Annotated in this window: 13 protein-coding genes; 11 read left to right on the top strand and 2 right to left on the bottom strand. The window is 65.3% G+C overall.

Annotated features, from left to right (window positions below; genetic code table 11):
* The first annotated feature begins 85 nt into the window (after positions 1-85).
* From CCOS865_RS08250 to CCOS865_RS08230, 5 genes are all read left to right on the top strand, one after another.
* Entirely contained in the window at positions 86-721 is a 636-nt protein-coding gene (locus CCOS865_RS08250; RefSeq protein WP_119139654.1) for an RluA family pseudouridine synthase, read from the top strand.
* A gap of 133 nt (positions 722-854) precedes the next feature.
* Positions 855-2,144 (top strand): M18 family aminopeptidase, encoded by a 1,290-nt coding sequence (locus CCOS865_RS08245; RefSeq protein WP_119139652.1) that lies wholly within the window; start codon positions 855-857, stop codon positions 2,142-2,144.
* A gap of 187 nt (positions 2,145-2,331) precedes the next feature.
* Positions 2,332-2,499: a hypothetical protein gene (locus CCOS865_RS28165; protein WP_167469033.1), complete on the top strand. Its 168-nt coding sequence runs from the start codon at positions 2,332-2,334 to the stop codon at positions 2,497-2,499.
* A 44-nt stretch (positions 2,500-2,543) separates the two neighbouring features.
* Positions 2,544-4,697: a mechanosensitive ion channel family protein gene (locus CCOS865_RS08235; RefSeq protein ID WP_119139650.1), complete on the top strand. Its 2,154-nt coding sequence runs from the start codon at positions 2,544-2,546 to the stop codon at positions 4,695-4,697.
* A 147-nt stretch (positions 4,698-4,844) separates the two neighbouring features.
* The gene (locus CCOS865_RS08230; protein ID WP_119139648.1) at positions 4,845-6,002 is read left to right on the top strand and encodes an ATP-binding protein; all 1,158 of its coding nucleotides are present in this window, start codon (positions 4,845-4,847) and stop codon (positions 6,000-6,002) included.
* Between the two features lie 16 nt (positions 6,003-6,018).
* Here CCOS865_RS08230 and CCOS865_RS08225 read toward each other — a convergent pair whose 3' ends face one another.
* Positions 6,019-6,732: a UTRA domain-containing protein gene (locus CCOS865_RS08225; protein ID WP_119139646.1), complete on the bottom strand. Its 714-nt coding sequence runs from the start codon at positions 6,730-6,732 to the stop codon at positions 6,019-6,021.
* A 332-nt stretch (positions 6,733-7,064) separates the two neighbouring features.
* Here CCOS865_RS08225 and CCOS865_RS08220 point away from each other — a divergent pair, with 332 nt between their 5' ends.
* The 6 genes from CCOS865_RS08220 to CCOS865_RS08195 all read left to right on the top strand — a co-directional run bounded on the left by CCOS865_RS08220 (position 7,065) and on the right by CCOS865_RS08195 (position 12,339).
* Positions 7,065-8,126: an ABC transporter substrate-binding protein gene (locus CCOS865_RS08220; RefSeq protein WP_119139644.1), complete on the top strand. Its 1,062-nt coding sequence runs from the start codon at positions 7,065-7,067 to the stop codon at positions 8,124-8,126.
* 141 nt (positions 8,127-8,267) lie between these two features.
* Entirely contained in the window at positions 8,268-9,074 is an 807-nt protein-coding gene (locus CCOS865_RS08215; RefSeq protein WP_119139642.1) for an alkaline phosphatase family protein, read from the top strand.
* The gene (locus tag CCOS865_RS08210) at positions 9,071-9,898 is read left to right on the top strand and encodes an ABC transporter permease (RefSeq protein ID WP_119139640.1); all 828 of its coding nucleotides are present in this window, start codon (positions 9,071-9,073) and stop codon (positions 9,896-9,898) included. Before CCOS865_RS08215 ends, CCOS865_RS08210 begins: the two co-directional genes overlap by 4 nt.
* The gene (locus tag CCOS865_RS08205) at positions 9,888-10,682 is read left to right on the top strand and encodes an ABC transporter permease (RefSeq protein WP_119139638.1); all 795 of its coding nucleotides are present in this window, start codon (positions 9,888-9,890) and stop codon (positions 10,680-10,682) included. The genes CCOS865_RS08210 and CCOS865_RS08205 overlap by 11 nt, the downstream gene beginning before the upstream one ends.
* A 1-nt stretch (position 10,683) precedes the next feature.
* Positions 10,684-11,673, top strand: a complete 990-nt coding sequence (locus tag CCOS865_RS08200) for an ABC transporter ATP-binding protein (protein ID WP_119139636.1) — start codon at positions 10,684-10,686, stop codon at positions 11,671-11,673.
* Positions 11,674-11,685: 12 nt separating this feature from the next.
* Positions 11,686-12,339: an HAD family hydrolase gene (locus CCOS865_RS08195; RefSeq protein WP_119139635.1), complete on the top strand. Its 654-nt coding sequence runs from the start codon at positions 11,686-11,688 to the stop codon at positions 12,337-12,339.
* 142 nt (positions 12,340-12,481) lie between these two features.
* Here the strand turns inward: CCOS865_RS08195 and CCOS865_RS08190 are convergent, their stop codons facing one another.
* Positions 12,482-13,444, bottom strand: coding sequence for an NAD(P)H-quinone oxidoreductase (locus CCOS865_RS08190; protein ID WP_119139633.1), 963 nt, complete (start codon positions 13,442-13,444; stop codon positions 12,482-12,484).
* Between the last annotated feature and the right edge of the window lie 2 nt (positions 13,445-13,446).

Genomic DNA, 13,446 nt, shown 5'->3' with positions numbered 1-13,446 from the left:
TCGCGCCGGCGTCATCGCGGGCAAGCCCGCGCCTACAGGGGGCCTGCAACCCTCCGCCGCCGTTGGCATTTGCAGAGAACCCGCAATGCCGCTGTCCAATGTGCACATCCTCCATGAAGACGCCGCGATCCTGGTGATCAACAAGCCGACCCTGCTGCTTTCGGTGCCAGGCCGGGCCGACGACAACAAGGACTGCCTGATCACCCGCCTGCAGGAAAACGGCTACCCGGACGCGCTGATCGTGCATCGGCTGGACTGGGAAACCTCGGGGATCATCCTGCTCGCCCGCGATGCCGCCAGCCACCGCGAGCTGTCGCGTCAGTTTCACGACCGCGAGACCGAAAAAGCCTACACCGCGCTGTGCTGGGGCCAGCCGGCGCTGGACAGCGGCAGCATCGACCTGCCGCTGCGCTACGACCCGCCGACCAAGCCGCGGCACGTGGTCGACCACGAGCAAGGCAAGCATGCGCTGACCTTCTGGCGCATCGTCGAGCGCTGTGGGGATTATTGCCGGGTCGAGCTGACGCCGATCACCGGGCGCTCGCACCAGTTGCGCGTGCACATGCTGTCGATCGGGCACCCGCTGCTGGGCGACCGCTTGTATGCCAACCCTGAGGCATTGGCGGCGCATGAGCGGCTGTGCCTGCATGCGAGCATGCTGAGCTTTACCCATCCGGTTTCGGGTGAGCGGTTGAAGTTCGAGTGCCCGGCACCGTTCTGAGACCGCAGCGGCCTTTTCGCGGGTAAACCCGCTCCTACAGGGTCCGTGTAGGCGCGGGCTTGCCCGCGAAGAGGCCGACACAAATTGTCGCTCATCTGCGTTAAACTCGCGCCACTGCTGTCTGGAGTGACTTATGCGCGACGCTTTGAACCAGGGCCTGATCGAATTCCTCAAGGCCTCCCCGACACCCTTCCACGCCACCGCCAGCCTGGCCCAGCGCCTCGAGGCCGCCGGCTTCCAGCGCCTGGACGAGCGTGACAGCTGGGCCACCGTGCCGGGTGGGCGCTATTACGTGACCCGCAACGACTCCTCCATCATCGCCATCAAGCTCGGCAAGCTGTCGCCGCTGCTGAGCGGCATCCGCATGGTCGGTGCCCACACCGACAGCCCGTGCCTGCGGGTCAAGCCGCAGCCCGAGCTGCAGCGCCACGGCTTCCTCCAGCTGGGCGTGGAAGTGTACGGCGGCGCGCTGCTGGCACCGTGGTTCGACCGCGACCTGTCGCTGGCCGGGCGCGTCACCTTCCGCCGCGACGGCAAGGTCGAGAGCCAACTGGTCGACTTCAAGCTGCCGATCGCGGTCATCCCCAACCTGGCCATCCACCTCAACCGCACCGCCAACGAAGGCTGGCCGATCAACCCGCAGCTCGAGCTGCCGCCGATCATCGCCCAGGTCGCCGGTGACGAGCGGGTCGACTTCCGTGCCCTGCTCACCGAGCAGCTGGCCCGCGAGCACGAGCTCAACGCCGACGTGGTGCTGGACTACGAGCTGAGCTTCTACGACACCCAGGACGCTGCCCTGATCGGCCTGCACGGCGACTTCATCGCCGGTGCGCGGCTGGACAACCTGCTGTCGTGCTACGCCGGCCTGCAGGCGATGCTGGCCTCGGACAGCGACGAAACCTGCGTGCTGGTGTGCACCGACCACGAAGAAGTCGGCTCCAGCTCGGCCTGTGGCGCCGACGGGCCGATGCTCGAGCAGACCCTGCAGCGCCTGCTGCCTGACGGTGACGAGTACGTGCGCACGGTTCAGCGTTCGCTGATGGTGTCGGCCGACAACGCCCACGGCGTGCACCCCAACTACGCCGACAAGCACGACGGCAACCACGGGCCCAAGCTCAATGCCGGGCCGGTGATCAAGGTCAACAACAACCAGCGCTACGCCACCAACAGCGAGACGGCCGGGTTCTTCCGCCACCTGTGCATGGCCGAAGAAGTGCCGGTGCAGAGCTTTGTGGTGCGCAGCGACATGGGGTGTGGCTCGACCATTGGCCCGATCACCGCCAGCCACCTGGGCGTGCGCACGGTCGACATCGGCCTGCCGACCTTTGCCATGCACTCGATCCGCGAGCTGTGCGGCAGCCAGGACCTGGCGCACCTGGTGAAGGTGCTGACCGCGTTCTACCGGACCCGCGAATTGCCTTGAAGTAGACGCGGCCTGTGCTGGCCTCTTCGCGGGTAAACCCGCTCCCACAGGATTCAATGCTGACCTGTGGGAGCGGGTTTACCCGCGAAGAGGCCGGCACAGGCCGCCAACCTGCCGCGGATCAATCCTCTGCCCTGCCCCACGCGCTATGCTTACTACATGGCCCCAAAGCAGAAGGATTCTGACCATGTCCCCCTTCCTCTCGCTGTTCTTGCCGGTGTTCCTGCTGCTGATGCTGCTGACCATCGGCTTCAGCCTGCGCGAGCGCAACGCCGGTGTGTTGATGATGTGGCTCGGTACCCTGGGCATCTTCGGCATCATGTGCTGGAAGATCCTTGAGAAACTGCCCACATAAACCTCTACACTCGGGCGATCGTTTGCCCTGAGGTAGATTTCCCGGTGCCTGCCCTCCTGCGTTGCCTGACCCTGCTGCTGTTGCTGTTCATCACCCCGGCGCATGCCGCCGGCCTGCCTGGGCTGCTGGGGGCCAGCGCGCCCGCGCAGCCGGAAGCCAGCGAGCCGCTGGGCAAGTCGCTCGACGAGGTGATCAAGAACCTCGAGAACGACCAGCAACGGGCCAAGCTGCTGGCCGACCTGAAAAAACTCCGCGACGCCAGCAAGCAGACCCAGACCAGCCCGGAACAGGGCGTACTCGGCCTGATCGGCGGCGCCCTGCACGACTTCGAGAAGCAGTTCAGCGGCGACGCCAGCCCGTTCCGCCGCTGGTCGCAGGAGATCGACCAAGCGCAGACCGAGCTCAGCGACCTGATGGTGCCGGTGCACCAGTGGCCGGCGATCCTGTTCGGCTTTGCCGCGATCATCGCGGTGTGGAGCCTGCTCGCCTACGCCTTCAACTGGATCGGCCACCGGGTGCGCCTGCGCTTCGGCCTGACCGAGGAGCTGCCGCAGCACCCGCGCACCTGGGACCTGGTGCGCTTTGCCCTGCGCAAGCTCGGCCCGTGGCTGGTGGCGCTGGTGTTCACCGTGTACCTGAGCTTTGCCCTGCCCTCGTCGTTGGGCAAGTCGATGGCGATGGTGCTGGCCTATGCGCTGGTAGTCGGCACCTGCTTCTCGGCGATCTGCGTGATCGCCTTCTCGCTGCTCGACGGCCCGCACCGCCACCGCGCGCTGCACATCCTCCGTCACCAGGCCTTCCGCCCGCTGTGGCTGATCGGCAGCTTTGCCGCGTTTGGCGAGGCGATGAACGACCCACGCCTGAGCGTGGCGCTGGGCAGCCACCTGGCGCACGCCCTGGCGACCCTGGCCAACGTGCTGGCGGCGCTGTGCACCGGCGTGTTCGTGCTGCGCTTCCGCCGGCCGATCGCCCACCTGATCCGCAACCAGCCGCTGTCGCGGCGCCTGACCCGGCGCACCTTGAGCGACACCATCGAGATCCTCGGCAGCTTCTGGTTCATCCCGGCGATGATCCTCGTGGCGATCTCGCTGTTCGCCACCTTTGTCTCCGCCGGCGACACCAGCACCGCGTTGCGCCAGTCGCTGATGTGCACCGTGCTGGTGGTGGTGTGCATGGTCCTCAATGGCCTGGTGCGGCGCCACGCCGCCAACCCCAAGCGTGCCAACCGGCGCCAGGCGGTGTATGCCGAGCGCTTGAAGAACTTCGGCTATGCGCTGCTGCACCTGTTCATCTGGCTGCTGTTCATCGAGCTGGGCCTGCGCGTGTGGGGCCTGTCGATGATCAGCTTCGCCGAGGGCGACGGCCATGAAGTCAGCCTGCGCCTGCTCGGCCTGGCCGGCACGCTGATCGCCGCGTGGCTGGTGTGGATCCTTGCCGACACCGCCGTGCACCACGCCCTGGTGCGCTCGCGCCGGGGCCTGGCCAACGCCCGGGCGCAGACCATGATGCCGTTGATCCGCAACGTCATGTTCGTGGCCATCTTCATCATTGCGGTGATCGTCGCCCTGGCCAACATGGGCATGAACGTCACGCCGCTGCTGGCCGGTGCCGGTGTCATCGGCCTGGCCATCGGTTTTGGCGCACAGTCGCTGGTCGCCGACCTGATCACCGGGCTGTTCATCATCATCGAAGACTCGCTGGCGATCGACGACTACGTCGATGTCGGCGGCCACCTGGGCACGGTCGAAGGCCTGACCATCCGCACCGTGCGCCTGCGCGACATCGACGGCATCGTGCACACCATCCCGTTCAGCGAGATCAAGAGCATCAAGAACTACTCGCGCGAGTTCGGCTACGCGATCTTCCGCGTGGCGATCCCGCACGGGATGAACATCGACCAGGCCATCAGCCTGATCCGCGAGGTCGGCCAGAAGCTGCGCAACGACCCGCTGATGCGCCGCAACATCTGGTCGCCGCTGGAGTTGCAGGGGGTGGAGAGCTTCGAGTCCGGCCAGGCGATCCTGCGCGCACGCTTCAAGACCGCGCCGATCAAGCAGTGGGAAGTGTCGCGGGCGTTCAACCTGGCACTCAAGCGGCAACTGGACGAGGCCGGTGTCGACCTGGCCATGCCGCGGCTGTCGGTGCAGGTGGTGACGGCGGGCGGTGGCGGGCTTACCGATACGGGGAGCGCCAGCTGAGGTCGCTGGAGGTGAGCTGATCACTAGGGATCTATAATCACTCTATAATCGCTCTATAATTACCTATAAAAGACCTCATGGGTCGGCGTGACGCTGAAAATAATGGGTCTATAATCGCTCTATAGTTTCCTATAGAGCATCCCGACCATGGCTGAAATCCTGTACCACCGGCCTGCCCTGGCAGCTCGCCTGTCCAAGCTGATCACCCAGGTAGCCGTGGGCAGTGCCGCCAGCTCGGGGGTCTTCCTGGCAGCGCCTCGACGCACCGGCAAGTCGACCTTTGCACGAGAAGACCTGCGCCCAGCGCTGGAGGCGGCGGGCGCGATCGTCCTGTACGCCGATCTGTGGCAGGACCTGACCAAGGACCCCGGCCTGGTCATCGTGGAAGCGGTCAGGGAGGTCGTGGGACACAACGAAGGCTTCGTCACTCGCCTGGCGAAAAATGCCGGTATGCAGCATGTGACTGTTGCTGGCCTGAGTTTCAGCCTGGACAAGATCGGCCTCGGCACGGACATCGACTTGACCAAGGCGCTGGTGGCGCTCTCGGATGAGTCGAAGAAAATCATCGTCCTGATGATCGACGAAGCTCAACACGCGATCACTACCGACGCCGGCGTAGCGGCCCTGTTCGCACTGAAGGCGGCCAGAGACGAACTCAACAGCTCCAGGCACCATGGCCTGCGCATCGTCTGCACCGGATCGAACCGGGACAAGCTGGCCATGCTCCGCAACAGCAAGGACCAGGCGTTTTTTGGCGCATCCATGGTGCCCTTTCCAACCCTGGATCAAGACTTCATCGACTGGTTCTGCGCGAATGTCGATCTGCCGTATCCGCTCGATCCTGTAAACGTGTTCGAGCTGTTCCAGGCGTGTGGCTACCGGCCTGAGCTGCTAGGGGCTGCCGCCGATGAGATTCGCTTCGACTTCACCCTGGCCCCTGCAGACGTGCCAGAACGCTTCGCGATCCTGGTCCGGGCACAAGCCGATGAGCTCAATGCAAACCTGCAGAAAGTACTTCATAGCCTGACACCTATTCAGTCCGCCGTTATCCGTGTGATGAGCGCAAAGGGCGACAGTTATGCGCCTTTCGAAGCCCCCACCCTGGAGCTGTATGCGAGAGCGATGGCGCAGGTCGGGATCGCTGAAAACGCCATCAAGGTCGAGGTGCCCGGTGTTCAACAGGCACTGATCGCGCTGCAGGAGAAGAAGCTGGTCTGGAAAGCCTCGCGTGGCGTCTATGCGGTCGATGAGCAAGTGATCGTGGACCTGCTGCGGGACGCCGGCCTGCTCGAAAACCTGGCATAAGCTGGCCGCCTGTACGCTACCCCACCTCGGCCCTGATGCGGATCGCATCGTGGCGCCAATACTCCAGGTCACAGTCGATCAGATGCCCATGCTGGTCGCTATTGACCCGGCTGATGTGCAGCCCCGGGCTGCCCGCCGACACCTTCAAGGCCGTCGCCGCCGCTACCGGTAGCGCGGTCGGCAGGATCTCGAAACACACCTGGCCGTATTCGATGCGGTACTCGCGGGCGTAGATCTCGGTCAGCGACTGGCCAAGGTCGTGCTGGAGAATGTTCGGGAAGTAGCGCGGGTTGAGGTAATGCTCGGCATACAGCACCGCCCGCCCGTCGATCCGCCGCAGCCGGCAGATCTGTACCACGCTGGACAACGCCGGCAGGCGTAGCCGCGCGCAGATCAGCGCCGAGGCCGGCTGCAGGCGCGCCGACAGCAGCTCGGTGCTCGGCAGCCGGCCCTGCGCGCGGACCATCGCATGAAAGTGGCTGCGCTGGATCAGGTCGTAGGTCAGCCGCTGCGGCGCGACGAACCAGCCACGCCGCTCCTCGCGGTAGATCAGCCCCTGCGCCTCGAGCTGCACCAACGCCTCGCGCAAGGTGATGCGGGTAGTGGCGAACACCTCGCTGAGCTTGCGTTCGGCCGGCAGCTTGCCACCCGGCGCCAACAGGCCGTGTTCGATCTGCTCCTGCAAGGCATGACAGATGGCTGTTACCGCACGCGGTGGCGTCGCTTGCATCAAAGGTTACCTATCTGGACTAGTCCAGCCCCAGAACAGGGCAGTTGGAGCGTAGTGCAAGCCTAGGCACAGCCGATGAACATCCTGTGACAAAGCCCTGCGCGAGCCCCTGCCAGAACCGGGCCAAGCCTTGCGGTTCAGGGCCTGCGATCTGGTCTACGCTGTATCCCCAGAGCCGCCAGGCAGGCATGCCGGGCGCCTTCCTACATCAAACTGTCACGCAAGCCGCCTAACTTGGCGCAAGGTTTGCTGACCTAGACCACCCACGTCGGCACGCACGGTTCGCGCGACACCACTCGATTGCAAGGCATCCCCCACCCAAGGAGCTTCGGATGAAAAAGTTCTTCATGGCGTCACTGCTGGGCTCGGCCATCGCACTGTGTACCTCGGCCATGGCCGCGGACGATCTCAAGGCACTGGAAGACGCCGCCCGCAAGGAAGGCGCGGTCAACAGCGTGGGCATGCCGGATGCCTGGGCCAACTGGAAAGGCACCTGGGAAGACCTGGCCAGCAAGTACGGCCTCAAGCACATGGACACCGACATGAGTTCGGCCCAGGAAATCGCCAAGTTCGACGCCGAAAAAGACAACGCCAGCGCCGATATCGGTGACGTCGGCGCGGCGTTCGGCCCGATTGCCGTGAGCAAGGGCGTCAGCCAGCCGTACAAACCGAGCACCTGGGAGCAGGTGCCGGCATGGGCCAAGGACCAGGACGGCCACTGGGCGCTGGCCTATACCGGCACCATCGCCTTCATCATCAACAAGGACCTGGTCAAGGAAGGCGAGCGGCCGAAAACCTGGCACGACCTGGAAAAGGGCAAGTACAAGGTTGCCATCGGTGACGTCGGCACCGCCGCCCAGGCCGCCAATGGCGTGCTCGCCGCCGCCATCGCCTACAAGGGTGACGAGAGCAACATCGAGCCGGGCCTGCAGCTGTTCACCAAGCTGGCCCAGCAGAAGCGCCTGTCGCTGGCCAACCCGACCATCCAGACCCTCGAGAAGGGTGAGGTGGAAGTCGGCGTGGTGTGGGACTTCAACGGCTTGAGCTATCGCGACCAGATCGACCCCAAGCGCTTCGAAGTGCTGATCCCGGCGGACGGTTCGATCACCTCCGGCTACACCACCATCATCAACAAATACGCGAAAAACCCCAACGCGGCGAAGCTGACGCGTGAGTACATCTTCAGCGATGCCGGCCAGGTCAACCTGGCCAAGGGGCATGCCCGGCCGATCCGCGCCGAGCACCTGAAGCTGCCGGCGGACGTGCAGGCCAAGCTGCTGCCCAACGAGCAGTACGCACCGGCCCAGCCCATCAAGAACGCCGACGCCTGGGAGAAGACCTCCAAGGCCCTGCCGCAGAAGTGGCAGGAGCAGGTGATCATCGAGATGGAGTAAGGCCAAGGCGCTTCGGCGCCTGAACCGGCCCTTTCGCGGGTAAACCCGCTCCCACAGGCTCCGTGGTGATCCTGGTGGGAGCGGGTTTACCCGCGAAGAGGACCACACCGCAGTGACTGACCCACCTCCCGCGGAGCTCACATGCAACACAACGTCATCCTGGTCCTGCTCGACGGCCTCAACTACCAGGTCGCCCACCACGCGATGGGCCACCTGCACGCCTATGTCGAGGCCGACCGCGCCGCGCTGTACCGGGTCGAATGCGAGCTGCCGTCGCTGTCGCGGCCGCTGTACGAGTGCATCCTCACCGGCGTGCCGCCGATCGACAGCGGCATCGTCCATAACAACGTCAACCGCCTGTCCAACCAGCGCAGCGTGTTCCACTACGCCCGCGAGGCTGGCCTGGGCACCGCCGCAGCGGCCTATCACTGGATGAGCGAGCTGTACAACCGCTCGCCGTTCGACCCGCTGCGCGACCGCCACACCCATGCACCCAAGCTGCCGATCCAGCACGGCCTGTTCTACTACGCCGACCACTACCCCGACTCCCACCTGCTGGCCGACGCCGAATACCTGCGCCGCCGGCATGCACCGAACTTTCTCCTGGTGCACCCGATGAACATCGACGATGCCGGCCACCGCCACGGCCTCGACAGCAGCCAGTACCGCAACACCGCGCGCGGCGCCGACATCCTCCTCGCCGACTACCTGCCGCGCTGGCTCGAAGAGGGTTACCAGGTGCTGGTCACCGCCGACCACGGCATGAACCACGACCGCTCGCACAACGGCCTGCTGGCCGAGGAACGCGAGGTGCCGCTGTTCGTCTTCGGCAGTGCGTTCAGCCTCGACCCGGCCGCCAAGCCGCTGCAGACCGAGCTGTGCGGGACGATCTGTGAACTGCTCGGCGCCCGCCACGACAAGAGCGTGTGCCGGGAGCTGCTCAAGTGAGGGGCCGCTACCTGGCCCTGCTGTGCCTGCTGCCGTTCGCGGTGTTCTTCATCATCTTCCAGATCGCCCCGCTGACCTGGGTCGCGGTGCACAGCCTGCAAGGCGATGGCGGCTGGGGCCTGGACAACTTCAGCAAGGTGTTCGCCTCGAAGTTCTACCTGCAGGCCGTGCAGCGCAGCCTGGAGATCAGCTTCTGGTCGAGCCTGTTCGGCATCCTCATCGCCACCGTGGGCGCCTATTCGCTGCACCAGGTCGACTCGCGCCTGCGCGACTTCGTCGCCGCCTTCGCCAACATGACCAGCAACTTCTCCGGGGTGCCGCTGGCGTTCGCCTTCATCATCCTGCTCGGGTTCAACGGCGCCCTGACTCTGCTGCTCAAGCAGGTCGGCCTGCTCGAAGACTTCAGCATCTACTCCAAGAGCGGGTTGATCCTGGTCTACACCTACTTCCAGATCCCCTTGGCCGTGCTGCTGCTCTACCCGGCCTTCGACGCCCTGCGCGAAGACTGGCGCGAGTCGGCCGCGCTGCTCGGCGCCAATGCCTGGCAATACTGGCGGCACATCGGCCTGCCGGTGCTGACCCCGGCGCTGCTGGGCACCTTCGTCATCCTCCTGGCCAACGCCCTCGGCGCCTACGCCACGGTCTACGCGCTGACCACCGGCAACTTCAACGTGCTGCCGATCCGCATCGCGGCGCTGGTGTCTGGCGACATCACCCTTGACCCCAACCTCGCCAGTGCCCTGGCCATGCTGCTGGTCGGGCTGATGACCCTGGTCACCGTGGTCCATCAATGGCTGTTGAAGAGGAGCTACCATGCGCGCTGAACCTGGCAAGGGTGGCCTGTACCACCGGCTGGTGGTGTACCTGCTGTTCCTGATTCTGCTGCTGCCGCTGGCCGGCACCCTGCTCTACTCGATCTCCACCAGCTGGTCGGCGAGCCTGCTGCCCAGCGGCCTGACCTTGAAGTGGTACGTGGCGCTGTGGAGCGAGCCGCGCTTTCTCGCCGCGTTCGGCCAGTCGCTGCTGGTGTGCGTGGGCGCGTTGATACTGTCGGTGGTGCTGATCCTGCCGCTGCTGTTCGTCGTGCACTACCACTTCCCGCGGCTCGACGCGCTGATGAACGTCCTCATCCTGCTGCCCTTCGCGGTGCCGCCGGTGGTGTCCTCGGTGGGCCTGCTGCAGCTGTATGGCAGCGGGCCGATGGCGATGGTCGGCACGCCGTGGATCCTGATCGGCTGCTACTTCACGGTAGCCTTGCCGTTCATGTACCGGGCGATCACCAACAACCTGCAGGCGATCAACCTGCGTGACCTGATGGACGCCGCCCAGCTGCTTGGCGCGAGCACCTGGCAAGCGGCGATCCTGGTGGTCCTGCCGAACCTGCGCAAGGGCCTGATGGTGGCGCTGCTGCTGTCGTTCTCGTTCCTGTTCGGCGAGTTCGTGTTCGCCAACCTGCTGGTCGGTACCCGCTACGAGACCCTGCAGGTGTACCTGAACAACATGCGCAACAGCAGCGGCCACTTCAACAGCGCGCTGGTGATCTCGTACTTCGCCTTCGTGCTGCTGCTGACCTGGGTCGCCAACCGCCTGAACAAGGACAAAACCTGAGATGAGCTTCGTCAGCGTGCAGAAACTGCACAAGAGCTACGCCGGCAGCCCGGTGTTCCATGACATCGAGTGCCAGGTCGAACGTGGCGAGTTCGTTACCCTGCTCGGCCCTTCGGGCTGCGGCAAGTCGACCCTGCTGCGCTGTATTGCCGGGCTGACGCCGGTGGACAGCGGGCGGATCCTCCTCGACGGCCACGACCTGGTGCCGCTGAGCCCGCAGAAGCGCGGCATCGGCATGGTGTTCCAGAGCTATGCGCTGTTCCCCAACATGACCGTGCAACAGAACGTCGCCTTTGGCCTGCGCATGCAGAAGACCCCCGCCGACGAGAGCCTGGCGCGTGTGTGCGAAGTGCTCGACCTGGTCGAGCTGGGCAGCTTTGCCGGGCGTTACCCGCACCAGCTGTCGGGCGGCCAGTGCCAGCGTGTGGCGCTGGCCCGCTCGCTGGTGACGCGCCCACGCCTGCTGCTGCTCGACGAGCCGCTGTCGGCGCTGGATGCGCGTATCCGCAAGCACCTGCGCGAGCAGATTCGGGCGATTCAGCGTGAGCTGGGGCTGACCACCATCTTCGTCACCCACGACCAGGAAGAGGCGCTGACCATGTCGGACCGGATCTTCCTGATGAACCAGGGCCGGATCGTCCAGAGCGGCGACGCCGAAACCCTCTACACCGCACCGGTGGACCTGTTTGCCGCCGGCTTTATCGGCAACTACAACCTGCTCGACGCCGACAGCGCCAGCCGCCTGCTGCAGCGCCCGGTGAGCAGCCGCCTGGCGATCCGCCCGGAGTCGATCAGCCTGAGCCTGAACGGCGAGCTGGACGGCCAGGTGCGCAGCCACAGCCTGCTGGGCAACGTCATCCGCTACCGGGTCGAGGTGCGGGGGGTGGAGCTGGTGGTGGATGTGCTCAACCGCTCATCTGCCGATCTGCATCCGGACGGACAACGGGTATCCTTGTCGATCGACCCCTCGGCGCTACGCGAAGTGGCTTAGGAGATATGCGCAATGGCTTTGGCAATATTCGATCTGGACGAAACCCTGATTCACGGTGACTGCTCGTCGTTGTGGTGCGAGCAGATGGCACGGCTTGGCTGGGTCGATGGCAAGGCGTTCGTGCGCCGCGACCATGAGCTGATGGAGGCCTACGGCAAGGGCCATCTGCGCATGGAAGAGTACATGGCGTTCAGCCTCGAGCCGGTCGCCGGGCGTACCCTGGAAGAGGTCGAGCACCTGGTCGAGCCGTGGGTCGAGGAGGTGATCGAGCCGATCATTCTCGGTGACGCGTGCCGCTGTATTGCCGAGCACCGCAAGCAGGGGGACCGGATCCTGATCATCTCGGCGTCTGGCACGCACCTGGTGGGGCCGATTGCCGCGCGCTTGGGCGTGGATGAGTACCTGGCGATCGAGCTGGAGGCGGTGAACGGGGTGTACACCGGCAACACCCATGGCGTGCTGACCTACCGTGAAGGCAAGATCACGCGCTTGCTGGAATGGCTGGATCAGGAGCAGGAGAACCTGGAGGGGGCGAGTTTCTATTCGGACTCGCGCAATGACCTGCCGCTGTTGTTGAAGGTGGATCATCCGAAGGTGGTGAACCCGGATGCGGTGCTGCGCGAGCATGCGCAGACCAATGGCTGGCCGATCCTGAGCTGGTCTTGAGATCCTTGGGGCCGCTGCGCAGCCCTTTCGCGACACAAGGCCGCTCCCACAAGGGGTTGCGCCGCAATTGGATCTGACAGGGCACCTGTGGGAGCGGCCTTGTGTCGCGAAAGGGCCGCAAAGCGGCCCCGGGGATTTACGATCAGACCAGGGTGTCGTCGATCACCAGCACCAGCTTGCCCGACACCTGATTAGTCTCGAGCTCGGCATACGCCGCCTCGGCAAACGCCACCGGGTAGGTATCGACCAGCTGCGGCTTGAGCCGGCCTTCGCTGAACAGCGGCCAGACCTGCTGCCCCAACTCCTGCAACAGCTCAGCCTTGAACCCGTCATCGCGGTTGCGCAAGGTCGAACCCGTCACCTGCAAGCGCTTGCCCAGCACCAGGGCCAGGTCCAGCTCGACCTTGCGCCCGCCCATCAAACCGATGATCACCCACCGGCCATCGCGCGCCAGCAGCGTGAGGTTGAGCTGCGCGTAACTGGCGCCAACCGGGTCGAGGATGACATCGAACGGCCCCAGGCCATCCAGGTCGTCGAGGTTCTGGTTACGCACCACGCCACCCTCTGCCCCCAGGCCCTGGCAATAGCTCAGGCGCTCCGGCGAACCGACACTGACCCACACCGGGTTGCCGAACGCCTTGCACAGTTGGATCGCCGCCGAGCCCACGCCGCTGGCGCCCGCATGCACCAGGACCTTTTCACCGACCTTCAGGCCACCGAGCTGGAAGAGGTTTAGCCAGGCCGTGGCATACACCTCGGGGATCGCCGCCGCTTCGTGCAGGCTGAGGCCTTCGGGCACCGGCAGCACGTGCCGGGCATCCACCACCACTTCTTCAGCCATGCCGCCACCGGCCAGCAGCGCGCACACCCGATCACCCACGCGCCAGTCGGCACCGGGGCCGACCTCTTCGATCACCCCGGCGCATTCCAGGCCCAGGTAGGGGCTGGCACCGGGCGGCGGCGGGTACAGCCCCGCGCGCTGGAGCAGGTCAGCGCGGTTGAGTCCCGCGGCGGCCACGCGAATGCGTACCTGGCCGGCGTCACAGGTCGGGCGCTCGGCCTCGACCCACTCCACATGTCCTTCAACGCCTTGCAATGCCTTCACAG

This window comes from Pseudomonas reidholzensis (genome assembly GCF_900536025.1).
Classification (GTDB): Bacteria; Pseudomonadota; Gammaproteobacteria; order Pseudomonadales; family Pseudomonadaceae; genus Aquipseudomonas; species Aquipseudomonas reidholzensis.
This window is presented reverse-complemented; position numbering and strand designations above follow the sequence as displayed.